This is a genomic window from Streptomyces lasalocidi (assembly GCF_005280215.1).
GTDB lineage: Bacteria > Actinomycetota > Actinomycetes > Streptomycetales > Streptomycetaceae > Streptomyces > Streptomyces longwoodensis.
Genome location: NZ_SZNQ01000001.1, coordinates 6,349,609 through 6,373,831, shown reverse-complemented (window position 1 = coordinate 6,373,831; position 24,223 = coordinate 6,349,609). Strand labels below are relative to the sequence as shown.

Annotated in this window: 22 protein-coding genes and 2 pseudogenes; 14 read left to right on the top strand and 10 right to left on the bottom strand. The window is 69.4% G+C overall.

The features are described from left to right. Positions 1–90 precede the first annotated feature (90 nt). The 9 genes and pseudogenes from E4U91_RS28815 (at position 91) to E4U91_RS28775 (ending at position 11,198) form a co-directional block, all read left to right on the top strand. Positions 91–276: an FxLD family lanthipeptide gene (locus tag E4U91_RS28815; protein ID WP_067230160.1), complete on the top strand. Its 186-nt coding sequence runs from the start codon at positions 91–93 to the stop codon at positions 274–276. A gap of 170 nt (positions 277–446) precedes the next feature. After that, on the top strand, positions 447–620 hold the full coding sequence (locus tag E4U91_RS28810; protein ID WP_137309515.1) for an FxLD family lanthipeptide: 174 nt from the start codon (positions 447–449) through the stop codon (positions 618–620). Positions 621–857: 237 nt separating this feature from the next. Further along, a complete protein-coding gene (locus E4U91_RS28805; RefSeq protein ID WP_137311048.1) occupies positions 858–3,797 on the top strand; it encodes a lantibiotic dehydratase in 2,940 nt (979 codons plus the stop codon). Continuing rightward, a complete protein-coding gene (locus E4U91_RS28800; protein WP_137309514.1) occupies positions 3,794–5,062 on the top strand; it encodes a lanthionine synthetase C family protein in 1,269 nt (422 codons plus the stop codon). The genes E4U91_RS28805 and E4U91_RS28800 overlap by 4 nt, the downstream gene beginning before the upstream one ends. Before the next feature lie 16 nt (positions 5,063–5,078). Next, entirely contained in the window at positions 5,079–7,160 is a 2,082-nt protein-coding gene (gene fxlM, locus E4U91_RS28795) for a methyltransferase, FxLD system (protein WP_137309513.1), read from the top strand. A 72-nt stretch (positions 7,161–7,232) separates the two neighbouring features. Next, positions 7,233–8,390, top strand: a complete 1,158-nt coding sequence (locus tag E4U91_RS28790) for a hypothetical protein (protein ID WP_137309512.1) — start codon at positions 7,233–7,235, stop codon at positions 8,388–8,390. A 406-nt stretch (positions 8,391–8,796) separates the two neighbouring features. Further along, positions 8,797–9,255: pseudogene (locus tag E4U91_RS28785) on the top strand (leucine zipper domain-containing protein); the annotation flags it as partial. A gap of 640 nt (positions 9,256–9,895) precedes the next feature. Next, positions 9,896–10,129 carry a DUF397 domain-containing protein gene (locus E4U91_RS28780; RefSeq protein WP_137309511.1) on the top strand — a complete coding sequence of 78 codons (234 nt, stop codon included), beginning with the start codon at positions 9,896–9,898 and terminating at the stop codon, positions 10,127–10,129. Between the two features lie 145 nt (positions 10,130–10,274). Continuing rightward, on the top strand, positions 10,275–11,198 hold the full coding sequence (locus E4U91_RS28775) for a helix-turn-helix domain-containing protein (RefSeq protein ID WP_137309510.1): 924 nt from the start codon (positions 10,275–10,277) through the stop codon (positions 11,196–11,198). Here E4U91_RS28775 and E4U91_RS28770 read toward each other — a convergent pair. The 4 genes from E4U91_RS28770 to E4U91_RS28755 all read right to left on the bottom strand — a co-directional run bounded on the left by E4U91_RS28770 (position 11,195) and on the right by E4U91_RS28755 (position 14,231). Beyond that, positions 11,195–11,983 (bottom strand): SAM-dependent methyltransferase, encoded by a 789-nt coding sequence (locus E4U91_RS28770; RefSeq protein WP_137311047.1) that lies wholly within the window; start codon positions 11,981–11,983, stop codon positions 11,195–11,197. The genes E4U91_RS28775 and E4U91_RS28770 overlap by 4 nt on opposite strands. 189 nt (positions 11,984–12,172) lie before the next feature. Next, positions 12,173–12,736, bottom strand: coding sequence for a hypothetical protein (locus E4U91_RS28765; protein WP_137309509.1), 564 nt, complete (start codon positions 12,734–12,736; stop codon positions 12,173–12,175). Positions 12,737–12,817: 81 nt separating this feature from the next. Then, positions 12,818–13,084, bottom strand: a complete 267-nt coding sequence (locus tag E4U91_RS28760) for a hypothetical protein (RefSeq protein ID WP_137309508.1) — start codon at positions 13,082–13,084, stop codon at positions 12,818–12,820. A 451-nt stretch (positions 13,085–13,535) separates the two neighbouring features. After that, positions 13,536–14,231, bottom strand: coding sequence for a DUF3566 domain-containing protein (locus tag E4U91_RS28755; RefSeq protein WP_137309507.1), 696 nt, complete (start codon positions 14,229–14,231; stop codon positions 13,536–13,538). 264 nt (positions 14,232–14,495) lie between these two features. On the opposite strand from E4U91_RS28755, the gene E4U91_RS39640 reads away from it, so the two are divergent. Both E4U91_RS39640 and E4U91_RS38195 read left to right on the top strand, forming a co-directional pair. Next, on the top strand, positions 14,496–14,630 hold the full coding sequence (locus tag E4U91_RS39640) for a hypothetical protein (RefSeq protein WP_277755341.1): 135 nt from the start codon (positions 14,496–14,498) through the stop codon (positions 14,628–14,630). A 78-nt stretch (positions 14,631–14,708) separates the two neighbouring features. Then, positions 14,709–14,972 (top strand): hypothetical protein, encoded by a 264-nt coding sequence (locus E4U91_RS38195; protein ID WP_168218178.1) that lies wholly within the window; start codon positions 14,709–14,711, stop codon positions 14,970–14,972. Positions 14,973–15,020: 48 nt separating this feature from the next. Here E4U91_RS38195 and E4U91_RS28745 read toward each other — a convergent pair. Next, positions 15,021–15,513, bottom strand: a pseudogene (locus tag E4U91_RS28745) (ATP-binding protein). 343 nt (positions 15,514–15,856) lie between these two features. Between E4U91_RS28745 and E4U91_RS28740 the strand changes: the two are divergent. Continuing rightward, positions 15,857–16,300: a hypothetical protein gene (locus E4U91_RS28740; protein ID WP_241678722.1), complete on the top strand. Its 444-nt coding sequence runs from the start codon at positions 15,857–15,859 to the stop codon at positions 16,298–16,300. Between the two features lie 407 nt (positions 16,301–16,707). Here E4U91_RS28740 and E4U91_RS28735 read toward each other — a convergent pair whose 3' ends face one another. The 3 genes from E4U91_RS28735 to E4U91_RS28725 form a co-directional block, all read right to left on the bottom strand. Further along, positions 16,708–17,133 (bottom strand): DUF6300 family protein, encoded by a 426-nt coding sequence (locus tag E4U91_RS28735; RefSeq protein WP_137309506.1) that lies wholly within the window; start codon positions 17,131–17,133, stop codon positions 16,708–16,710. 361 nt (positions 17,134–17,494) lie between these two features. Next, positions 17,495–17,917 carry an Hsp20/alpha crystallin family protein gene (locus tag E4U91_RS28730; protein ID WP_067230971.1) on the bottom strand — a complete coding sequence of 141 codons (423 nt, stop codon included), beginning with the start codon at positions 17,915–17,917 and terminating at the stop codon, positions 17,495–17,497. A 596-nt stretch (positions 17,918–18,513) separates the two neighbouring features. Beyond that, positions 18,514–18,771 (bottom strand): hypothetical protein, encoded by a 258-nt coding sequence (locus tag E4U91_RS28725; protein WP_137309505.1) that lies wholly within the window; start codon positions 18,769–18,771, stop codon positions 18,514–18,516. A gap of 1,034 nt (positions 18,772–19,805) precedes the next feature. Here E4U91_RS28725 and E4U91_RS28720 point away from each other — a divergent pair. Both E4U91_RS28720 and E4U91_RS28715 read left to right on the top strand, forming a co-directional pair. Beyond that, positions 19,806–20,420 (top strand): ATP-dependent DNA ligase, encoded by a 615-nt coding sequence (locus E4U91_RS28720; protein WP_241678721.1) that lies wholly within the window; start codon positions 19,806–19,808, stop codon positions 20,418–20,420. Between the two features lie 53 nt (positions 20,421–20,473). After that, positions 20,474–21,631, top strand: a complete 1,158-nt coding sequence (locus E4U91_RS28715) for an IS701 family transposase (RefSeq protein WP_137309504.1) — start codon at positions 20,474–20,476, stop codon at positions 21,629–21,631. Positions 21,632–21,817: 186 nt separating this feature from the next. Here the strand turns inward: E4U91_RS28715 and E4U91_RS39170 are convergent, their stop codons facing one another. Both E4U91_RS39170 and E4U91_RS28705 read right to left on the bottom strand, forming a co-directional pair. Then, complete coding sequence (locus E4U91_RS39170) at positions 21,818–22,300, bottom strand: DUF6228 family protein (protein WP_241678720.1); 483 nt, start codon at positions 22,298–22,300, stop codon at positions 21,818–21,820. A gap of 837 nt (positions 22,301–23,137) precedes the next feature. Further along, positions 23,138–24,004: a helix-turn-helix transcriptional regulator gene (locus tag E4U91_RS28705; RefSeq protein WP_137309503.1), complete on the bottom strand. Its 867-nt coding sequence runs from the start codon at positions 24,002–24,004 to the stop codon at positions 23,138–23,140. Positions 24,005–24,223: the final 219 nt, after the last annotated feature.

Below are 24,223 nucleotides of genomic sequence, written 5' to 3'. Positions count from 1 at the left end.
ATCTCGCCACCTGTCACCGTCCGGCAGCAGTCCCCGGGGCCCGGCCGGGCCTCGGCAGCCCGCACCATTAACGACCCCCAGGAGGCATGCATGACCGCCATCCAGGCCGAAAGGCCGACCGCCCCCGCGCAGGCGGACCTCGTGAAGACCGATGACGACCCGTTCGGGCTCGACATCACCTTCATCGAGGGCACGCCGGCGACCGAGACGGTCCTGATGTGCAGCACGGGCGACACCTGCGGCAGCTCCTGCCCCAGCGCCTGCACCACCTCGTAACCCGGGTCCTCCCACCGGCAGCGGAGGGGCCGGAGGGGGCTTCCCCGCCGCAGCTTCGCGTCGGGTTGGCCAGAACCCGGCGAACGGAGCCAGCCCTCCCACTACGCTCCGGCCGCCGCCTCTGGCAGCGCCACCAGTCAGCAACACCCGCGTATCAACTAGGAGTTGACATGACGCACAACATCGCGCAGAGCACCACCGGGGCCCAGGAGTCCGTGGCCCAGGAGGACGGGTTCACCCTGAACATCGGCCTGCTGGAGGTCTCCGACGCCGCCGGACTGACCAACCTGACCGACGACAACTGCGGCACCACCTGCGGCGCCTGCACCACCAACGTCGCCTGACCTGGGCCCTACCGGCCTGACCCTGGCTGGTGTCGCCACGCCGATGGTGTGGCGGCACCAGCCCCCATTCCTTCTCGGCTCCAGGAGGCATTCGTGACTGCACCACCGGCATTCCGGGCCGGGGGGATCGCCCTCGTGCGCGCCGTCGCACGACCGGCCACGGCCGAGACTCCCTGCCCGGACTTCGACGACCGGTCCCTGCGTGCCGCCGGTCAGGAAGACATCACCGTCGACCGGCTGGCGTGGGTGCGCGCTGTCTGGAGCGATTCGGCTCTGGCCGAGGCCGTACGGCACGCCAGCCCGGACCTGGGGGCCCAGGTCGAGGCTCTGTGCGCGTCCCGGGCTCCCTCCGAGCGCGACGTGCGGCGCACCGGCCTCTCCCTGGCCCGTTACCTGCTTCGGGCAGGGCACCGGGCCACGCCTTTCGGCCTGTTCGCCGGCGTCACCACCGCCGCCTTCGGCGATCGGACGGATGCCGTTTGGGGCGCGGACCATGTGGTCGTCGCGCGGGCCGGCGCAGAGTGGCTGTCCCGGCTGGTTGAGCAACTGGAGAAGAGCGAGGAGCTGCTGCCGCTGCTGTCCGTCGTCGTGAACGGCACGGCCTTCGTGCGGGACGGCCACCTGATCGTCCCGTACCAGGACGACGGTCGGCGGGCGGTGGAGGCGTCGATCGAGCTGTCCGCCCCGCTGCCCAGTGTCCTTGCCGCAGCGGGAACACCGATCCGGTTCGAGGACCTGGCCGAGAAGCTAGGCGCGGAGTTCCCCGGGGTGGTGCCCGAGCGGGTCCACGGGCTGCTGGCAGGGCTGATCCGGCGGCGCGTGCTTATCACGAACCTCCAGGCGCCGGCCACCGAGAGCTATGCCCTCTGTTACGTCCTCGCCCAGCTCGATGCCGCCGGGGCCGGCGCCCTCGCCCCGCTCGTCGGGACGGTCAGAGACCTCCGCGCCGTCCAGGCGGCGCTGCCGAAGTGTGCCTCGGCGGATGACCGGGAGGCGGTGGCTGCCCGGATGCGGCGGCTGGTGCCGGGCCTTCGCCGCCACCCGCTGGCGCTCGACCTCCGCCTCGACGCACGCCTCAGGCTCCCCGACGAAGTGGCGCGCGAGGTCGAGCGGGCCGCCACCGTCCTCACCCGGCTCAGCGCCCGCCCGTACGGGGGGCGCGGGCTGGGTGAGTACCACCAGCGGTTCTACGAGCGATACGGCATCGGCACGATGGTGCCCCTCCTCGATGTCGTCGCCGACAGCGGCATCGGCTACCCCGACGGCTACCCCGGGGCGCCGGCCGGCGCCCGCCGACGGCGGATCTCCCCTCGCGACGACGTCCTGGTCCGCCTCGCCCAGACCGCCGCGCTCGACGGGCACGACGAGGTGGTGCTCACCGACGAGATGGTGGACGCCCTGGACGTGGGGCCGAAGGACCCGCGGGTGCCGCCGCACCTGGAGATCGGCGTACGGCTGCACGCGACGAGCGTCGAAGAGGTACAGCGCGGCCGGTTCACCGTGGAGGTCACGAGCGTGTCCCGTGGCGCGGGGGTGAGCACCGGCCGCTTCGCCAGCGTCCTGGATTCCGCCGCGCGTAAGGCGCTGGTCACGGAGCTGGCAGACCTGCCCACCGCCGATTTCGGCACCGACCCCGCCCAGCTTTCCTTCCCACCCCTCCTTGCCGACACCGCGCACGTCACCCGGACCCCCCGCATCCTGCCGCTGCTGATCAGCCTGCAAGAGCACCGGCCGCCCGCCCCGGACGTGCTCACTCCGGCCGATCTCGCGGTGGCCTGCGACGGCCGCCGGATGTACCTGGCCGCCCCGGCTCTCGGCCGTCGCATCGAGGCCGTGGGCATGCACGCGCTCAACCTCGCCGAGCACACCCCGCCGCTGGCCCGGCTGCTCACCGAGCTCTCGCGCGGCCAGTGCGCCCAGGTGACCACCTTCGACTGGGGCGCCGCCGCGACAGCGCCGTTCCTCCCGCGCCTGCGCTACGGCCGCATCGTGCTCTCCCCGGCCCGATGGCGGCTGGAAGCGGCCGACCTGCCCGGCCGGGACCGTCCCACAGCGGAATGGAACCTGGCGCTCGGTGAGCGGCGCAGCCGCCGACGCCTGCCTCAGCACGTGCAGCTCGTCCAGGGCGACCGGCTCCTCCCCCTCGACCTCGCTCAGGCCGCCCACCGCAGTCTGCTGCGCCGGCACCTCGACCGCGCCTCGGCCGTGGTGCTCACCGAGGCGCCAGGGCCGCAGGCGTACGGCTGGAGCCAAGGCCGGGCCCACGACATCATCGTCCCCCTCAAGGCGACCCGGTCCGCCGCGTGGCCGCCGCTGCCCCAGCCCAGCCCGGCCCGCACCCTCACACGGGCGCAGACGCAGACGCCGGGCGCGTCCTCGGTGCTGCTGGCCGCCCTGTACGGGGACCTGCGCCGTCAGGACTCCGTGCTGGCCCGGCACGTCCCCGACCTCCTTGGCCGGCTCGGCTCTCCGCCGTGGTGGTTCATCCGCTTCCGAGACCCCGACCAGCATCTTCGCCTGCGCATGGCCCTGCCGGACCCGGATGGCTTCGCGGACGCCGCCCGTACGGTGAGCGCGTGGGCCGACGAACTACGCACGGCCGGGCTGCTGGCGGACCTGCGGTACCCCACTTCCTACCGGGAGATGGGCCGCTGGGGCTCCGGGAGCGCGTGGGACGCCGCCGAGGAGGTGTTCCGCGCGGACTCACGGGCCATCCTCACCCAGCTCTCCCAGCCCCGGCGCCCGCAGCAGCGCACGCTGGTGGCCGCCCACACCTTCGCGATCACCTCGGCGTTCCTCGGCAGCCCGCAGGCCGGCGCGCGCTGGCTGATCGACCACATCCCGCACCGGGCACCGGAGCCGCTCCCACGGCCGCAGTTCACCGAGGCCGTCCGCCTGGCCGACCCCCACGACGACTGGGCGGCGCTTCGGAGCGTCCCTGGCGGCGAGGCGATCGTGGCGGGCTGGGCCGGCCGTACCGCCGCGCTTGCCGCCTACCGCGAGCACCTGCCGGGCCCGGACACCGAGGGCATCGCCCTGGACGACGTCCTGACCTCCTTGCTGCACACCCACTTCGTGCGGCACGTGGCGGTCAACTTCCCCGAGGAGGAGCTCTGTCTCCATCTCGCCCGCGCCGCCGCCCTGGCCTTCAACGCCCGCCCCGGGAGGGCCCGGTGAACCACGACACCGTCCTCGGCCTGTCCGCGGGCATCGCCGACCGCCTCGACCACCCCGGCACCGGGCCCACCACGGTGAGCACGGAGGCCGCCCGGCAGCACCTTGCTCTCGGGCCGATCGGCATCGCTCTGCTTCACATCGAGCGGGCCGCAGCCGGCCTCGGGCCCTGGCAGCGCGCCCACGACTGGCTCGCGGCCGCCGCCCGCCGGCCGTTCACCAGCGGCGCCGACAGCCACCCCTTCTACGGCGCCCCCGCGCTCGCGCACGCCCTGGCCTGCGCCGCCCAAGGACTCCCCGGCGCCTACGAACGCGACCTCGCCCTGCTGGACCGGCAGATCCTCGACGACGTCCAACGCCGCCTGAACGCCGCGCACCGCCGGATCGACGCCGGGCAGCTCCCGGTGCTCGCCGAGTTCGACGCGATCCGCGGGCTGACCGGCCTCGGCGGCTACCTACTGCGCCAAGACCCGGCGGACCCGGCCTTGCGATCGGTCCTCGACTACTGCGTACGCCTGACCGAACCGATCACCCATGAAGGGGACACCCTGCCGGGGTGGTGGACGCTCACCGGGCCTTCCGGGCGGCCGGACGACCGTTTCCCCGGCGGCCACGGCAACTCCGGCATGGCCCACGGCATCGGCTCCGTCCTGGCCCTGCTCGCGCTCTGCGCCCGCCGCGGCACCACGGTCAGCGGCCACCACCAGGCCCTGCGCACCATCCTGGCCTGGCTCGACCGCTGGGCCACTGTCACCTCACAGAATCGGACCTGGCCGTACTGGGTCACCCGGGACGAGCTGCGCACCGGCCAGCTCGCGTCCGCCGGTCCCCGGCGCCCCTCGTGGTGCTACGGCACCGCCGGCGTGGCGCGCGCGCAGCAGCTCGCCGCCCTCGCGCTCGGCGATCCCGCCCGCCGAGCGGTTGCCGAGAACGCCCTCCTGGCCGCTCTCTCCGACCCTGCCCAGCTGTGGGCCACCACGGACGCCGGCCTGTGCCACGGCTTCGCCGGACTCGCCCATCTCACCGCCCGTACCGCCGACGACGCCGCACCCGAGACCGCGAACCAGTTCCGCGCCGTTCTGCCCGACCTGCTGGCCGCCCTGCTGCCACTCGGCTCGGAACCCGAGGAAGCAGGCGCGGCACTCGTCGACGGCCCCGCTGGCGCCGGGCTCCTCGACGGCGCCGCAGGCATCGGGCTCGGCCTCCTCGCTGCTTGCGGTACCGCCCCGCCCCACACCCACTGGGACGCCTTCCTGCTCGTCGCCTGAATCCGAGAGGACCCCGATGCCCGCCGGCCACTGGCAGCAGCACCAGATCACCTTCCCCGACCGGCAGACGGCGCGCGCCGCCATTGCCGACCGTCTCGCCCCCGTCCTGCGCGAGGCGGAAGCGACCCGGCAGCTCAGCGGCTGGTGGTTCATGAACAAGCAGCCCTGGCCACTGCGGTACCTGGCCGAACGCGCTGCCCCGGCCGTAACGGCGCTGCTGGACGATCTGGTCGCGGATGGCATCGCGCTCTCCTGGACGACCGGGATCTACGAGCCGGAGACGGACGCCTTCGGTGGCCGGCCTGCCATGGCGGCCGCGCACGACCTCTTCCACGAGGACAGCCGTCACCTCCTCGCGTACCAACCGGGCCCCGGTCACCTGGACCGTGCGGAGATGGCCGTTCTGCTGCTGAGCAGCATGATGCGCGCCGCGCATCTCGACTGGTTCGAGCAGGGTGATGTGTGGAGCAAGGCCGCCGCCCTGCGCCCCGGCACCGACGCCCCGCTAGCCGGCCTGTCCGAGAGTCTTCTGCCGGCGATGCGGAAGCTGATGACCACCGAAGCGCGCAGCCTGTGCCGGGCGGGCAGGCCGCTGGACGGCCACGCGCTGTGGATCGCCGCGTTCGAACGGGCGGGTGCGGCCCTCGCCCGCCTCGCCGCGCAGGGCGAACTGACCCGGGGTCTGCGCGCCGTCATCACCCACCACGTGATCTTTCACGCCAACCGTGCCGGCCTGCCTGCCGCAGACCAGCACGCCCTGTTCCATAGCACACGAGAGGTAGTCATGGGATCGAGTGACAACACCGCGTCCGCAGCGGCGAACGACTCCGGCGCCGATAGCGTCAGCGCGGTGACCACCGATACGCTCACCACACCCGACGCCGACGCCGAACGGCTGCGTAACGCCCTGGTCGACCAGATCAAGGCTGAAGGCCACGCTCGCACCCCCGAGGTCGAGAACGCCCTGCGCACGGTCCCGAGGCACCGGTTCGTCCCCGACGCGCCGCTCACCGACGCCTACGCCAACGCGCCGGTGAACATCAAGTACGACACCGACGGCACGTCGATCTCGTGCGCCTCCCAGCCCAGTGTCGTCGCCCTCATGCTCGACCAGCTCCAGGCCCAGCCCGGCGAGCGCATCCTCGAACTCGGCGCCGGCACGGGCTACAACGCCGCCCTCATCGCCCATCTCGTCGGCCCCGACGGACACGTCACCACCATCGACGTCGACGACGACCTCGTCGAAGGCGCCCGCGCCCACCTCGCCGACACCGGTTTCACCAACGTCCAGGCCCTCACCCGCGACGGAGCCCTCGGATACGCCGAAGGCGCGCCCTACGACCGGATCATCGCCACCGTCGGCGCACACGGCATCCCGTCCGCCTGGCTCGCACAGCTCGCCCCCGGCGGTCGGCTCGTCACCCCCCAGCGCCTCAAGGGCAGCGTCTCGCGCTCCATCGTCTACCAAGAGCGCGACGGCCGATGGGTCTCGTCCGGCTCCCAGATGAACACCTTCATGCCACTGCGGCGCGGCATCGCCGACGACGACCGCCGTGCCATCCCCCTCTCCAAGCAGAGCACCGTGCGCCTACAGGCCCCTGCCGGACAGCAAATCGACGCCGACGCCCTCGCCGGCGTCCTGGAACAACCGCGGACCGAGCAGTGGACCGGGATGAAGGTCCGCGCCATGGAAAGCCCGGAGTGGATGGAGCTCTTCGTCTCCTGCTCCCTGCCTTCCGGCCTGATCCGCATGCTGTTCCCCCAGGCCGCCAAGGGCACCGTGCTCACCGAGGACCCCTACCCCTCCTCCACGGCCGCCGTGGACAAGGGCGCGCTCACCTACCTCACCCGGCGCCTGCTCGACGAGAAGACACCCGAAGGCGGCAAGCTCTGGGAGTTCGGCGTCGTCGGCCACGGCCCCGGCAGCGAGGAACTCGCCTCCCAAGTCGCCGACGCCATCCGCACCTGGGACCGCGAGTACCGCGGCCGGGAAGCCGCCTTCGAGCTCCTGCCGCTCGACGCGCCCCCCATCGACCCGCGACCCGGCACGTTCGTCCTCGGCACCCCGCTCAACCGCGTCCTCGTCACCTGGCCGTAGCCCCCGGCGCGGGCCCGCCGACCGACGGCGGGCCCGCGCCCCCGCTCGCCGTTCCCTTCCCCGGGAGTCCCAATGGACCCGTACGCATCCATAGCCCGGCGCTTCCCCCTTATCTCTCGCTTCCGCCCCGCCTGCCTGCCGCTCCCGCAGCGTGTCCGCGCCTTGGTCGAGCTCTCCGCCACGGCCCAGACGAAGGCCGACCAGGGCCTGGCGTCAGCGGTCTACAACCAGGTCGCGCTTATCGCCTCCGACCTCGGCCTGCCCGACCTCGCCCGCCAGTGGTGCCACCAGCACGCTGCCGCCTACCTCCACGCCACCCCCCTCCCCGGCATGACCGCGATCCGAGCCCTCGAACCCGTCGTCAACCTGGCCCGCCTCCAGATCCGCGCCGGCAACACCGACGACGGCCGCCACCGCCTCCTCGACCTCTTCGACGCCGTCAGCAACGCCGCCACCGCCGAGTTCGAAGGCGTCCGCATCCCCGCAAAGCTGACCACCAGTGACACCGATCGCGACGAGGTACGCGCCTGGCTGTGGCGGGTGATCCTCGCCGACGGCACCCGCACCCTGACCACCGCCGGCCGCTGGACCGAGGCCCTGGCTCACATCGAGAAACACCACGGCCTCGGACTGCGGATGCTGGACGGCCGGCAGGTCGCCGTACTCGCCGCCCTCCACGGCGACCCCGACCACGCCACCAGTCTCATCGCCCACACGACACCTGGCGAACCCTGGGAAAACGCCGTCACCGCCTGCCTGGCTGTGATGTGCCACCGAGCCGCCCACCGCCCCGTCGACGACCTGCTCCCCGAGCTGGTGAACAGCTATGTGCAGCGCAAAGCCGACATCGGTACGACCGTCTTCGACACACGCCTCGGACTGACCGTCCTGGACCTCCTCGACCAGTCCGACAGCCCCGAAGCACCCCTCGTTGCCGAGGAACTGCACCGTCGGACCATGGCCGCGACCGACGGCTACGCCGCCCGCGAGTGCCTGGTCAACCCCCGGTTCACCAACCTGATCTCCGCCGGGAAAACGAACGCTGCACGAGACCTCGTCCACGCGTGCGGACTGGACGACGGAAGGCTACCTCCGACCTCGGCCGCCAGATTGGTCCATGCGCTTCGGACCAGTAGCGGAGTGATCCGAGAAAGCGTGGCTTCCCTCGGACCCGTACAGAAGACGCCCCAGAGCGAGGTGTCCCTCGACGAGAAGGGCGCCAGCCGATGAACGCCCCGCCGAACGGCTCTCGCTGATGGCCACAGTCAGGAGGCGCGTAAACGCTCCGTCCGCGGCCCACCGCCCTCACGAGCCTCGGCCCCACCTCCTGGTAGCCCAGGACTGTCCGAAGCGATGCAGCCGAATCGAGGGACCCTCCCCACACCCGACGCCGCGGCCTCGCCCGTTCAGGCATCACCACCGCCCCGCCACCCGCGGAGGCCGCAGCGCACGCAGCGCCCGGTTGCGGTCACGGTCCGGGAAGCCTGCCCGCGCGTAGGTCAAGGATGCATGAGCCCAGAATCTAGATGTGCTGTCCCGGGACGTTGGTGACACGCATGCTGGGTGCTTGAACGGGTGAGGGCCTTCTGGGTTCGGTGTGGATTGCGACATCTGCACCTGACCGCAGGAGGCCCTCGTGTCCCACCGTAATGCCCCGCTGACCGCGACCGGGAGGCTGCGTCTGGCCCGGTGTGTCGTGGACGACGGCTGGCCGCTGCGGCGGGCCGCGGAACGCTTCCAGGTCAGCCACACCACCGCCGCCCGCTGGGCGAGCCGCTACCGCAAACTGGGCCAGGCCGGCATGCACGACCGCTCCAGCCGCCCCCACCACAGCCCCCGCCAGACGCCCGCCGCGGTCGAACTGCAGGTCGTGCAACTGCGGCACGAGCATCGGATCGGGCCGGTGCGGCTGGCAGCCCGGACCGGCGTCGCCGCCTCCACCGCCCACCGCATCCCCGTCCGCCACGGCCTGCCCGCCCTGGCCGCCTGCGACCGGGCCACCGGCGAGCCCGTGCGCCGCTACGAACGCGCCCGGCCCGGGGAACTGGTCCACATCGGCGTCAAAAAGCTCGGCCGCATCCCCGACGGCGGCGGCCTGCCCTCCACCTGGTTCCCGCCGTTCCCGAGCATTGTCCATCGGGCACAGGGCCCGGGCACAGCTTGTGGTGTTCACTCATCACCGCGGCCAGCCGTATCCGCCGCCTCGTACAGGCGTAGGCCGACAACCCGTTCCAGCTCGTCATTGGGTCACGACGCGCTCCCGCCGACCTCCAGTCTCTTGGCACCCGCTGGCCGTTGGGACGGCGCCCGCCACAGCAATCGCGCGCGACTCGCGCCTCCCGTGCCAACCCGCCGCACGACCACGGCCGCCCACTCGACGGGCGCCTCTGTGCAATTGCAAGCCTTCCGGACCATCGCGCCGAAGCGCCGGACAGTCCTCGCCTGCGACCCGCGTCCCGCCCCGGTGACTCGCCCGCGGGAGGGGCCGGCTTCGGCCATTCTTTGAGGAGGCGGGCCGTCACTTACCGCATCAATATGCTTTTCGCATTTTTCTTTCTCCAGCACGTGAAAACACCCCTTCGAGGGACGGCGCGCACCCCTGGGAGATCGCTAGACTTTCACTCATTCACCTCTGACCGTGAAATTTTCACGGCCTCGGTGAAAACGGAGGAGTGAAGTCCAGACCGGCCGACGCGGGGAGTTGTCGCTGGTCACAACAGGAAGGCGGGCAAAGCATGGATGCGATTTACAACGGAATTAGCGCCGGCGAACTGAAGGAGGTGCACTGGATCAAGGCGTCCCGCAGCGACGGGGTCAACGAGTGCATCGAGGTGGCCGAGGTCGGCGAAAACATCGCCGTGCGCAACTCCCGGGACCCCCAGGGGCCCGCGCTGGTCTTCACGCGTGGCGAACTGTCCGCTTTCGCCGACGGAGTGCGCAAGGGCGAGTTTCGGCATCTGACCGACTGAAAACTCCTGGCCTGGACTTGCTCTGAGCTGATCGGGCGATTGATCCTGTTGCCGCTGCGGCGAAGGTGCCGCTCACGCAGAAGGAGTCCGCACCGTGTCCGCTCGCCTCTCCGCGCTTCCAGGGCCAGGAAGCAGGCCCCGGCCCGTGCCACACCCCGTGGCGCGGGCCGTCGGCGCGATGCTGAAGCAGCACCGGGATCAGATGGGCTGGACGCAGGCCGAAGCCGTCTCTCACGTCCCGGAGATGGGGTCGGTCCCCGCCCTGAGCAAGTACGAGACCGGGAAGCAGGCCCAGGACCCGGCCCGGGTCGACATCTTCCTCCGCGCCTGCGGCGCCACGGACGCCGTGCGGGAGGAGGCAGCGCGGTCCCTGCAGCGGATGCAGAACTCGCCGTCATGGGCCAACCCCTCCGACGTGGTCTCTGAGCCCCTGGCCGGCCTGTTCGCTCTGGAGGCCACCTCCAAAGTGATCCGGACCTACCAGGAGACCGGCGTCCCCGGCATGCTCCAGACACGCAGGCACGCCCGCGCCCTGATGATGGGCGTGGCCGACGCGCAGCCCACCGAGGAAGGCCGGCGCAACTACCGCAAGCTGGTGAAGCGGCGCCTGGAGATCCGGCTGCAGCGCCAGGCCCTCCTCGACGCGACGGACGGATCGGACGATTCCCTGATGTACGAGGCCGTCCTGTCGCAGGGCGTGCTCCACGCGCCGGTCGGCGGTCCGGCCGTGCACTGCGAACAGTTGCTGCACCTGTTCACTCTGGCGGCGACCCGGCCGAACATCCACATCCGCATCCTGCCGTGGAAGGCCAGCCACGAGGGCGTGGCCCTCCACACGTCCATGATGCTGCTCAAGCCGCACGAGAACACAGTCGGCCGTGCTTTGTACCTGGAGACCCGGAACAGCAGCGGCAACCTGCTGGTCGACGACGAGGAGATCGAGAAGTACCAGGCGTCTCTGGAGGACCTGTGGACGAGGGCCTTGTCGAAGACCGAGTCGTTGGACCTCCTTGAGGAGTACATCAAACCGCTTCTCGCAGAGTTCCGTCCGAAGCAGGAGGATGCCTAGACGATCCTGGCCACTCCGCCGTACTCGATCCATTCCTCCGTGCGCTGACGGGGGGCCAGGTCACTGTCGGGCAGCCAGCGTGAAACCTCTACGGGCTTTTCCGTCTCCAGCAGGTCGAGGCCGTCGAAAAACCTCTCCACCTCGTCTATCGACCGGACCTCTCCCCACTGATTGCCCGTAATCTCGGCCATGAAGTCGGTGATTTTCTCGCGAAGTTCTGGGTTGTCGCTGGCAAGCTGCGAGATGACCAGATAACTTCCGGCAGGAAGACGCTCGGCAACGCGGCGGACGAGAGCCCACGGATCATCCCGCCCGGGGATGCAGTGAAGGACCGATACGAAAAGGGCGGCGACAGGTTTGCCGTTCCGCAGCAGCCTCCGGACTTCGGGACTGTTGAAGATCGCCTCCGTATCACGCATGTCCGCGTCGAGGACTGCCGTGGTGGCCGGGTCCTCGGCGAGCATCATGCGCCCATGGGCAAGGACCACGGGGTCGTTGTCTATGTAGACGACTTCGCTCGATGGATCGACCGACTGCGCCACTTGGTGCACGTTGGGCCGGGTCGGCAGGCCGGAGCCGTGGTCAAGGAAGTGGCGCACTCCGCGCTCATGGGCCAGGTAGCGGACCGCCCGCACCAGGAACGCCCGGTTCACCAGGGCGAGTTCACGTGTGCTCGGAGCGATGCGGAGTAATTCTTCGCAGGCGTCCCGGTCGACCTGATAGTTGTCGGTTCCGCCGAGAAAATGGTCGTACATTCTGGCAACACTGGGCTTACTGACATCAATGATGAGCCGCTCCCCACACTCTGGGACACATATGTCCCCCTCGGATGCCACAGAACTCCGAGGACATGGGTGTCATGCTAGGAGGCCGGTCGCCCTGACTGCTACCCGCTCCCACCAACGAGCGAAACGCCATCGGAGCAGATCAGGAGGAACGACGGCCGAAATCCGCTCCGTCGCACCTCTTCCCGGTCAGACCGCAATCCCTCTTGGCATATTCAGCCCCCAGTCCAGCCGTGCCGCCTTCCGCAGAGCGTCGTGACGAAGCAGATCGAACACGCCCGCAGACACACCCATAGCACTGCCCGCCCGGGCTGCGGACAGCCCCACACGGTAGTGCAGTACCAGAGCATCCACCTCCTGCGGACGCAGAGCACACTGAAGCGACCTCACGGTAGACGTGCGGCGGAAGGCCGTGGCCGCGCGCAGCAGCACCCAGCCGAGAGCACACGGATCGGCGCTGCGCAGGGCGTGTGACCACTGAGCCCCCAGCTCCTGCAGCGCCGCGTCAGCGAGGGTCCGCCCCACGGCGGCATCGCCGGTCACCGCCCCCGCATAACGCCGGTAGACCTGAGCGTAGTCGCGGCAGAAGGCGGCGTACGCCTGCACGGCACCTGCATCGACCCCCGAGAGCGCGAATCGGTGGCTCGCGTGCTCGCCACGATGCTGATCGCCCCCGGGCCCGCGCTGGCCGGAACCCACCATAGTGATCACCTCACGGATAAACATCAACGACGAACGCAGAGAACGCGACAAGACGCACACCCGGCGTTGAGACAACGCCGGGTGGCTGCCGCCTCCAGGGAGGCGGCAGCCAGGCGAAAGCCCCGGCGAGCGTCAAAGAGTGCGGCGGACCCTGACATGCGTCAGGCTGCTGCGGTCCATCGCCGCTGCGGCCAGCACCGCGGCGAGAAGCCTCACCGGGAGGGACTCCGGCCATACGTGGACGCTCGCCACAGCAGCAGCCGACACAACGGTGCCCCAGCGCAAGGTCACCGCGGTGACGCTCTCGACTCCGGTTTCAAGGACGGTGGAAACCGGGATGCTAATCTCGGGGTTTGCCGGCAGGAGCTTTGCAACCCGCTGGCGAACGTGCTGAATCATGCTGCCTCCTCAGATGGGGTTTCGGTCCGGCACGTCGGGAAGGGCCCTGATGCTGACTCGACACCAACTCGGGGTCCTTCCCACTGCCGAGCAGCACGCTAATCGCACTTCCGGGCCTGCCTGGGGTGGGCGAAAACCGCGAAAGCGGATCCAGGCACTCCGCCACTGGAGATGGACGATCACCCCGAAGCACCGCCAGCACGACGGAATTTGTCCACAACACTTCCGAAGTTGATCAGATTCACTCGATACCTGAGCGATGGCTTTTCACTCGTGTGGCGAAAGTCCTCACTCGACACTCCCGCGCAATCACTCCTTCGAGTGAACTTCTGAGGCGCTGGCAGCCGAACGGCCCGCCAGCCGCTTCCGGTTGGCGGGCCGGCCCTTGTCTCCGTCGAGCGGGCAGCACCGCCGCGCGTCATGCGCCGCGGGGCGTGCCTGGTCGCCGCGGTCAGCGTTCGGCCTCGCGGGCGCCGGCAACTGGCCGCCCCTGAACATCGGCGGAAGTCGCCGAGCACAGCCGAACGGCGGCGCTTCGGCGCAGCACCGCGTGCAGGCGCCGGTACGCGGGCAGGATCCTCACCTCCGCGCCGCTGGGCTGCGCGCTGCCGTGCACCGTCACCTGGACTCCGCCCGTCAAGCGGGAGGCGAGGTTGTACAGGCAGGCGGCGCAGGTGGCCAGTGCCGTGCCGAGACCCACCTCGAGGGGCAGGGTGACGGTGAGGAAGGCCAGCCCCCACTTGAGGGAAGGCCCCGCCCCCGCCCCCGGGTCAAGGAGGCTGAGTCCCGTCCAGGTGAGCATGACGGCCACTGCCAGGCACACGCCCAGCCCCAGACAGACCAGGGCGCTGGTGGCCGCCACGGACCACAGATCGACCTGGATGATCTGCCTGCCCGGCCCTGCGGAGCCTGCCGCCGCGGACGGGGCCGCGACCGGCAGGGCCGCCTCCCCCTGGAAAGGGGCGGTGCCGGCCGGAGCAGGAGGCCCGGCGGCCGCGACCTGAGCGGCGGGGGCGGCGGGGGCGGCGGGCCCGGCGGGAGGGTTCGCATGGAGCGGCTGCCGGTCGTCGTGCGGGGAGGTCCGGCGGCCCGGGCCGGCGGACCTGCTGCGCGTGTTCCTCCCGCGGGCGCTCCTGGCGCGGCCCATGCCCGGCACCTTTCGTTTCGACACCCCGGACCGGCCCGTCACCGGTGGGACGCTTCGACGGTAGGAGCCCGCGCCGGACCCCGCATCCCAGCCCACGGCCGCCCTCGCAGCTGCGCGGCGGACCCGTCCCCGTACCGGTTGTGGGGTCACCCGAACGGCCTACACGCTTTCCCGCCGGACGAGCGCCGGCCCCTCATCCGGAGCAGTCTGGCAACGACGCTGAAGCGCCGCGTCCCCGACATCACCACCCGGCCGGGAGGCGTCATGATCGTCACCGTCCTGCTCCTGCCGGTCCTGCTCGTCCTCATGCTGTTCGGACTGGACGTTATGGAACACCGCATGTTTCCCCAGCCCACCGAACCGCCCCCAGCCGACGCGGAGGAACCGGCAGGCAGGTAGGAACTCTGAGGGCGTCCCTCTGGTTGCGTCCGGTCGGCGAGACGCGCCGCTGCGGGCGGGTCAGGCGGTGGTGAACACGTGAGCGGGGCCATCGCGCCACTCGACCCGCCGCGGATCATCCAGGGCAGCGTCCGCGTCGGCGATACCGGCGCCCTCGAGGAACACGACCAGGTCGTGGTCGCTGTAGGCGGTACCCAGAAACTGCTCCCGGCCATGACGGTACACGGTCACTCCCCGCCCGACGCAGAGGGCCGGTGCACGGTGATCGGCGCGCTGCTCATGCCCTCAGCCTGCCCCGCGGTCTGGCCGGCCATCCAGGCGCTGCGCGGCAAGCCCGCGTGAGTTCACTGCGGGCCGGATACAGCTCTCGGCATCATGCGCAGCAAGGCGCTACTGGGATGGGCGGCCTGGGAGGGCCCCTGCGGGGTCGTCAAGGAGGGCGATGCGCACGGTGATGCGTTTGCCCACCGGTTCCATCCGGACCTCGTAGTCCTCGGCGACCGCCATGACGATCTCCAGCCCGTGCTGCCCCACCCGACCGGGGTCCGCAGCCTCGGTCACCGGCAGCCGCGGTGCGGAGTCCCACACCACGATCTCGACCAGGTCGCCGCTGATCCGCAGATCCATCAGCACCGGACCGGGCGCGTACTTGCGCGCGTTGGTGACCAACTCACTGACGACCAGCTGGGTCACGTCCACGGCGCGCTGCGAGACGGGCAGACGTTGTTCGGCCTGGACCCGAGCGAGAAACCCGAGCGCGAAACCGTGCGGCCAAGTGGCGGGCCTCGGCGATGCTGTAACCGTCGCCTTCCAAGGCCACAGTGGTCTGTATGACCTGCTCTAACGGCGTGGTGCCGCCCTCGTACACCGGGACTGGTTCCATCTCGGCAGCCTTTCCTTCCCCGTTTTGCCGCCTGCGGGTACCCCCGCCCGGCCAGCACACGCGCATGCTTCAGGCTCCTGCACGGCATCCCCGCAAAACGCCGCGGCGCCGTCCAAGCGGGCGCGGCAGCTCTTCAGTTCTACGCGATCCGGCTTATCGAGGTGGCTCGTCAGCAATTTCTGCCGATGGCCCGCGACACGGCCCTCCATCCCGGGCAACGCCCCGACCGCGACCAGCGACTGCCCTGGACCGCGCCCGCGACTTGGCAGACATGACCTGCGGCCCGGGAAGACTGGGGTGCGGAAAGCTGGACCCGGGCTGTGGCACGGACCAGGCTGTGAGGATGAGCGACGAAGACGCTGTTCCCGCGGGCGACGACCGCGCGGCCAAGGTTGCCCTCTACATGGAAACGCTCCAGGCCCGGATGGACCCGGCCCAGTACGAGGCACTGGCCCAAACCGTGCACGAGACGTTCCGTCTGCTGCTTGAGGGCCGCGAGGGCATCATCAGCGGCAAGGACAGCCACTCCTTCACACCTGAGATGAATCGCGAGTTCGCGACCGTGGTGTCGATGATGCTCACCGGCAAGATGGACCAGCAGGTCATTGAAGTGCCCGGGACCAACGGCAACTACGGGTTCATCCTCATGGATCCCGAAGAGGCCGACGACCCCGCCCGAGTGCAGGAAGTACGGGATTTCATCGACCAGTGGACCGCCGAACGCCAGGCGATCGACCGCGAGCTGGACGGCATCGCCCGGGCCAGCAACCCGAACCCCGACAACTGAGTACCCGTGCGCCGCAGGTGTTCTGGTGGGCGCGGAGGCGTCCGAAAGAGGAAGGGCCCGGGCTCACTGACGAAGGCGCACCCAGGCCCTGATGTCGCGTATCCGCAGCGGGGACGACCGCGACAGCCATAACAACGACAAGGTGGTGAACAGGTCACGCGGCCGCGACCTGGGGAGCTGTAAGGCACACTGGGGCGGCACGTCTTGCAGGCGTTGCACCGGGCTCTGTCCTGTGTCTCCGTCCGCCGCGGACGCCGCAGGACAAGGCCCCCTATCGCGGCCTCGCCCACAGCATGAGCAGGCCCGGGACTGTGCCACGTGTGGCACGCTTTGGCGCGCCTGACCGGCGGCAGGCCAACGAGGCAGCCGCGCGACAGGACGTGCGGCACCGCTCCAGGCGTCCGACGTCAGCCGTGACCGCGAGGCACGACGTGGAGACGGGGTGAGCTGGGTGGGGCTTCTGGCTGCGGAGCGCGGACCCAGCCATGGGCGTGCATGGTTTCGGTCTCCCAGTCCTCGAAGAGCTTCGGGAGCGCCTCCGGGTCGCGGCCGGGGTTCCGGTGCCACTGGATGAACGCGCGGGCGGCGGGGCGGCGGGCGTCGCAGGCCGGGCAGAGTTCCATCCAGACGCCGGTCATCAGCGGGCCGTGCCAGTGCAGCAGCAGTTCGGTGCCGCAGCGCGAGCAGGGCCGGTCCGGCTGGTCGTCCTCGTCCCGCACGAACTGGAGCCGGGCGAGTTCTTCGTCGGGAACGTTGTCGAGGCTGCCGTCGAGGTTGCCGATGCGGCAGAAGGAGCCGTCGGGGCGTACGACGTAGCGCCAGGTGGACGACATGCATGGCCCCCTTTCGGGGTGGAGCGTTGACGCGAATGGCCACGATCCGCCCGCCCCCCGACCAGAGTCAAGAGAGCTGCACCGCAAGGGAAGCAGAGCCGACCGCGCTCGATGAGCCGTGACGGATTGCCGGGGCGCGGGCGCTGCAGTGCCGCAGGATGGTCATGCAGGGCACGTCTCTCGGCGCCCGAGCGATGGCCGGCCTATTCCGTGGGCTCCCGCTGTCTCTCCCAGGACGCCGAGAATCGCGCGCAAGGGGCTCAATCGGGGTGGCACAGCAGAAAGGGACGCCCCTGCTGCTGGTGGCACAGTCACCAGCAGCAGGGACAGAAAGCACACCGCCCGCCTGCTGAGTGGGGGCTCAGCCGGTGATCTCCTTGCGGCTTTCGCCGCCGCTGATGGCGATCTTGCGGGGCTTGGCCTGCTCGGCGACCGGAATCCGCAGCCGGAGCACGCCGGCCTCGTAGGAGGCGTCGATCCGGTCGGTGTCCAGGGTCTCACCCAGGAAGAGCTGCCGGCTGAACGTCCCCACGGGCCGCTCGGTGACCACCGTGTCGGTGTTCTCGCCGTACGTCGGCTTGCGTTCGGCCCTCACCGTCAGGACGTTGCGCTCGACATCAAGATCGATCGACTCCGGCGTCACCCCCGGCAGGTCCAGATCGACGTAGAACGTGTCGCCCTCGCGCCAGGCGTCCATCGGCATCGCCGCGGGCCGCGCAGCCGTCCCCCAGACCCGTTCGGCGAGTCGGTCGAGCTCCCGGAAAGGATCGGTACGCATCAGCATCTGCATCCCTCCTTAACACCCTCCTGTCTCGTGCGTTGCGCTACTTCTTATATACCCGGCACCCGGAAAGTTGACAACTCTCAACTCAACTTCCCGCAGTGGTAGCTTGTCATAGCCAGGGATGGGTCGGTATATCGAGAAGCGGGCGAGCGGGGGTGGAGGCTCTCGTATCGCCGGGCTGACCACGCTCGCCCCGCCGGCAACGAGCAACTGAAGAAGGAGGAGACGAACATGGATGCTCTGGCCTGGCTGCTTCCACCGCTGCTCACGAGCCTCGGAGCCAGTACCTGGGCCTGGTGCATCGGGCGACGTCGCCCCGCTCCGCCGACCCACGACACGTGGAGCGACCTTGATCGCTACCAGCGGATGCGCACGGCTCTGGGAGCCTGACCCGGCCAAGCTGACGGCCAACAGCTCACCGCGTTGGCCGGCCTCGGGCTGGAGCCGCTCTGACGCTGCCGGGCATACACACGAATTGAGCCCGCCAGGGCGTCACACTCTGTCCGACCAGACCGGCAGGCCTCCTTCCGGGCCGCCGCAGCACCTTAGGTCCCGGCTGCCTACCCCGGCGCAGCCGGGACCGGAAACCAAATGCCCTACCGGCGACGGCGCACCTCACGCAGGTAGACCTCCACCAGCTCCTGCCCCACCACGCAGCGCTGCGCCCCGCACTCACCACAGACCTCGATGTGAGCCACATACACGGCGTAGGCATCCGCCGCAGCCATGTTCAGGCCCTCGGCTTCCCCCGGGCCGCTCTCAACGCTCCAGCCCGGCCCGAACGGGCCCTCCTGGCCCGCCGTGCCGGACCCCACCCCGCAGGCTCCCTCCACCCGGTCCCGCTCCTGGAACATCACCGCTCACTCCCCCGCCGCATAACACCCCGCCCGAAGCGGCCTGACGCCGCTGCCCGGGCGGGACGCTGCTGCTGTCCCGATAACCGTGAAGCGCGGTGTACGCCACGCAGGCACGATTCAGCAAGCCACGCCGACACACCACAACACCGGCCCAGGACACGACACCCCGCGCCGGCCGCGCCGACCCCGGCATACGCGCACCCCTGTCAGCAGGTCAGCAACGCCTCGACAGACGGCGAAGGGCCGCCTGCCGCCCCCACCGCACGGCCGTACGGACCACCGCAGAACCCGGTCACCTGACCGGTCACATACGCCGTAACCTCCTCCGCCCGGGCCGCGTTGGGAAGAACACGCGTGCAGGAACATCCGAACCCCCGCGGATACGCGAGTGAGCCCCGGCCTGTGTTCCGGGGCTCACGGCTTTCCGGAGCCCAGCGGTGCCTCACCACCCGGTTGCTGGGATCGTGAGGCACACTGAGGCTGCGCGTCCTGCGGGACGTGCACCGACCATCCTGCGTTTCCGCCCGCCGCGGACGCTCAGGACAGGGCCCCTCCTCATCAGGTGCCGCGCGGACAGCGCCGGCATGGCATGCCGCCTTCCGGCCATCGGGGTGCTCCCTCGCCGGGGAAGCCACCCCACTCCGTCACCGCCAGCGCCCCAGTCGGCCTGAGCAGTTCCTCCCCGGCCGCGGCCGCCGCCACAGTCCCTTCGCCCGGTACGGACCACAGGTCAGCGCCTCGTAATCCCTCGGGCGAGATGGTGCTGTCGGACGCGGACACCGGACTTTGAGGCCCACACGCGCGGGGCCGGTCGAGCAGTCGGAGTAGGTCGTGGTTCCAGCAGGGAGAGCTGAACCATCAGACTTGGCTTGGTGACGGACTTTAAAGATATGGCCCTACTGAAGTCCGCCCTAGCAGTTGTGGAGGGCAGCAGGCAGGGATTTCCAACCATCCGACTGCCCGCCGGGTAGGCGGCGGAGCCAAAGTGGGACGGCTTCCGTGCCCAGCTCGCCGTACACCACGGCGGGCGGGTGCTCCTGCGCTCGAGGCAGAGCACCGACATGACCGCCTCGTTCCCCGAGATCCGGGCGGCGGTCCTCGCGCAGCTGCCAGCGGACACCGGCCTGGACGGCGAGCTGGTGGTGTGGGAGCACGGCCGACTCGCATTTGAGCGGCTCCAGCAGCGCCTGGCCGAACGCGGACGCGGCGCGGCGGAGGGAGCGGGCCGGTGGCCGGCGCACTTCGTGGTCTTCGATCTGGTCCACGCGGATGGGGCCGACCTGACCGGGTGGCCGTACGCGCGGCGGCGCGCAGCGCTGGAGGCCCTGTTCACCGACCACCGAGTGGAGGCGCCGCTGACGTTGTGTCCGTCGACCATCGATCCGGCCGTAGCGCGGGGCTGGCTGGAGTGGACGGCGGCCGGGCTGGAAGGCCTGTGCTTCAAGCGGCTGGACCAGCCCTGCATCGGGGGTGCCAGGACGTGGCGCAAGTACAAGGTGCGCACCACCACCGAAGCCGTCATCGGCACCGTCACCGGCCCTGCGGAGGCGCCCAGGACAGTGCTGCTGGGGGGTACGACACTGCGGGCCGACTTCGGTACGCCGGGCGCAGCACCACGTTGTCCGCGCGGTTCGGGCGGGCGCTAGTACTGCAACGGTGTCTACCGTGACTGCTGGGCAGCTCGGTCGTTGGTGTGGTTATGGGTGGGGACCTTGCTGATGTCAGGTTGTGGGCGGGTGAGCTGACTGCTCTGCATCAGCGGTTCGTGCACCGTTTCAACAGGTCGGAGCCGCGTGAGTCAGCTCTTGCCTACATGCGGGGGCTGATTGCTCCGCTGGAGCGCAAGAACGGCTGGACGCTGGCGGAGGAGGCCGGTCACGACGGCCCGGACCGGATCCAGCGGATGCTGAACCGGATCGAGTGGGACGCGAATGAGGTCCTGGACGACGTCCGCGACTACGTCGTGGAACACCTCGGCGACCGGGACGCCGTGCTCATCGTCGACGACACCGGCTTCCTGAAGAAGGGCCTGCGGTCGGCCGGGGTGCAAAGGCAGTACTCCGGGACCGCCAGCCGCACCGAAAACTGCCAGATCGGAGTGTTCCTCGCCTACGCCACCGCCCGCCGCACCCTGATCGACCGGCGGCTCTATCTGCCCACCTCGTGGACGGAAGACCGGGAACGCTGCCGCCGAGCCGGCATCGACGACAGTGTCGGCTTCGAGACGAAGATGGCCATGGCCAAGGCGATGGTCCGCAAAGCGATAGCGGATCGGATCCTGTTCGCCTGGGTGACGGCGGATGCCGCCTACGGCTACAGCAAGGGCTGGCGGTTCGAGCTAGAGCAGGCCGACGTCTTCCACGTCATGGCCACCACCCGGCACGACACCGTCGTCACCCGCTGGTCCATCGACCATCCCGTCCACGAGCTGTTTCCCGGCCTGCCGCGGCAGAAGTGGAAACGACGGTCCTGCGGTGAAGGGGCACACGGCCGGCGGATCTACGACTGGGCCCGTGTCGAGGTGCGGCCCTGGCACCGCGAGGACCGCCGCTACTGGGTCCTGGCTCGCCGCAGCGTCAGCAGGCCCGAGGAGATCTCCTATTACATCGCCTACTGCCCCACCGACACCACACTGGATGAGCTGATCCGCATCGCCGGCAGCCGCTGGGCTGTCGAGGAATGTTTCCAGACGGCGAAGCAGGGGTGCGGCCTGGACGACTACCAGGTCCGCCGCTATCCCGGCTGGCACCGCCACATGACCCTCGCCATGGCCGCCCACGCCTGCCTCACCGTCCTGCGAGCCCGCCAGCTGGATGCCGGGAAAGCAGAAACGGATCCTCCCAGCTCATCCAGTTGAGCCTCGCCGAGATACGACGGCTGATCACCCGCCTCACCGACCGCCGACCCACCCCCATCGACCACGTCCTGCACTGGTCGACATGGCGCCGACGACGCCAACACCAAGCACGCATCAGCCACTACAAACGACGCGGACACAGCCCCTGAGAACTGCCCAGCAATCAGGACAGACACCGTTGCAGTACTAGGCCCCCGAGGCTCTTCTACACCGACTAAGGGACTTCCGAGGCTTCTCGGAAAGTAGGGCATTAAGTGCGCCGGAAAGCTCGCGTACCTCATGCCCACTTTCATGGGATGTGACAGTCTCGAAACGCCAGCAACCTTCGGACCCGGTCACCACTGCCCGCATACCCCACGTTAGGACGATGCGGCTATCCGAACGCTGCGCTGATATTTTCAACTGCCCTTCACTTGACTGCCATGTGCGGGGTTCGCTCCAACTGCTCGATCTGTCAGTCAGTGACGAAACGAACTCTGCCAATCCATCACCATCCATCGTCCGAACCAGATCGCTGACGTCTACCCATGCACCTTTGGCCCGTACAGGGATGTCAAGTGCAGGGTCGTCTCCGTACGGCCGTGCCGGAGTAGAGAACAGCAGATGGACCCCTTGCCCCGGGTCTCCTACACGGAGGAGCTGTCCGCCGCGCGCATCACGAATGATCATTGAGCCATTATATTATCCCCTTCCCTTCCGTGAAGAGTGACGCTTGCCACGCTGTGTTGCTGCTGGCGCCAATCACTGGGTTGCGACAAGAGGCATTGCTCCTGTGACGACAGCAAGGAGTCTCTGCTGTGATTGCGGTGCAGCTCTTACCGAAGTGATGCTGGATTGCTGTGAGTTGGGACGAGTGGTGCGCAGGAACATCCGGGTAAGAGGCCGGAAGCGTAGGTTCGGTGCCCCTCAGGAAAACGGCCAGCGCACGGCTCCGCTGACAGTCATGCATGCCGGCCTAGCCCGAACCCGCCAGCGACCGAACAGACCGGGTGGAAATTTTCACCCCGGCTGAGATGCAACCTCACCACATCGAGAAGCAACGCCCTAACCAGACCGCGAGAGCAACGCGGCAATGAACGGGGACGGACGGCTTCAACCGCCTCGCCTGTGACCGGCAGGCCGAGCTTATGAAACCATCAACGTCCGATGGATCGCCAGTTGGCATACCGCGCGACGACGATAACCACAACAACGCGTTCCGGTTCGGCTTCTCAGCGGTGCCTGAAGACGTGTCCTGGGCCACTGTTGACCGCAGAGCTAGGAGCGCGCCTCAGCGCTCGGCGTCTCGACGAGAGACAGCCCGCCACGGCCGGATCACAGAAACCGTCACCCTGAACTCCTCGGGCAAAGCCTTATCGACAACGCCCGTCTGCGCAGGCGCGGAAGTCTGGGCGGACACTGATCCCGCACTGCCGACCGCCGCTGTTGATGAAGAGGGCCGCTGTAACGGGTTTCGTAGTCGATCGGCTGGCACCGGCGGGCTTGGGGCTGCCCGGCGGGCATGTTCTAACCGCGCCCTGAGTATCCGAGCGCCGGCGGAGGGATCGGTCGCCCTGCCGGGGCCGATCGCTTGGCTACCGGCTGTCCGTGTGCCCGCTGAGTCAGGATCGCCATGCGGCAACCAGGAAGACCGGCGGGGTGCAGAACGTGGGGGACCAATTCGGTCACCTGACCGGCGTAAAGCGGAAGCATCATCTGGAGTACGTGACCGTCATAGTGATCGGCGAAGTCGGCTGTGCCACGGGCCCACAGATCGCGCACGGCGGGGTTCTGCCTGGTGTCACTGATGAGCTGCTGAAGGTCTGCGTCGTCGGGACGGTCGACGGCCGCGTCGCGGAGCATGCGGATGCACACTTCCGCGTCGGACGTCCAGTTCAGGTGCTGGTCCCGCGCCTCATCACTGAGGAGCAGCCACCGCATCAGGTTGGCTTCGGGGGCGGTTGACCACGGGAACAGGGCGGCCATCGCCATGTTAACCGCCAGCACGTTCCATGTGGCGTCGATGACATAGGCGGGAAAAGGCTGCTGGTCTAGTAGGTAGCGCAGCTGGTCGCTGATGCGGGGTGGCTCCTGGACTCCTAGGCTGGACAGGCCCCCGCCGTGGCTGACGAGGAACAGAGCCCGTCGCTGGACCCGGTCCAGTCCGAGCAACGCGCCGATGATGTCGAGTTCGTGGCGGGTGAGGGCGCGGGTGATGGTTCCGCCTTCAAGGTCCCGATACCAACGTTCACTCCTGTGCAGTGCGTCGGCCACTTCTCTCTGGAGGATCGTGCGGCCGAGCGTGGTGCTGGCGGCAGCCCTGAAGGCGCGCAGCAGGGACCCGAGTTCGGCGGGTCCTGCTTCTCTGCTGTTATCCCTTGTGGCACCGAGCATGCCATGTTCCTCACAGTTCTCGTGTGCATGGTTGTGATCTCGGAGGATTGTATCCGGATCAAGTTGTGCGAACTCCCGCTGCAATGCGGGTAAGGCGCTGTTCTCTGCGTCACATGGGCGGTCAACGGGTGGCTCCGGGTGACCGGCAGAAGATTGCCGGTCACCGATTTTTGACCGACTTGTCCTATAAGCCGGAGGGCACCTCTCGGCATCGGCGTC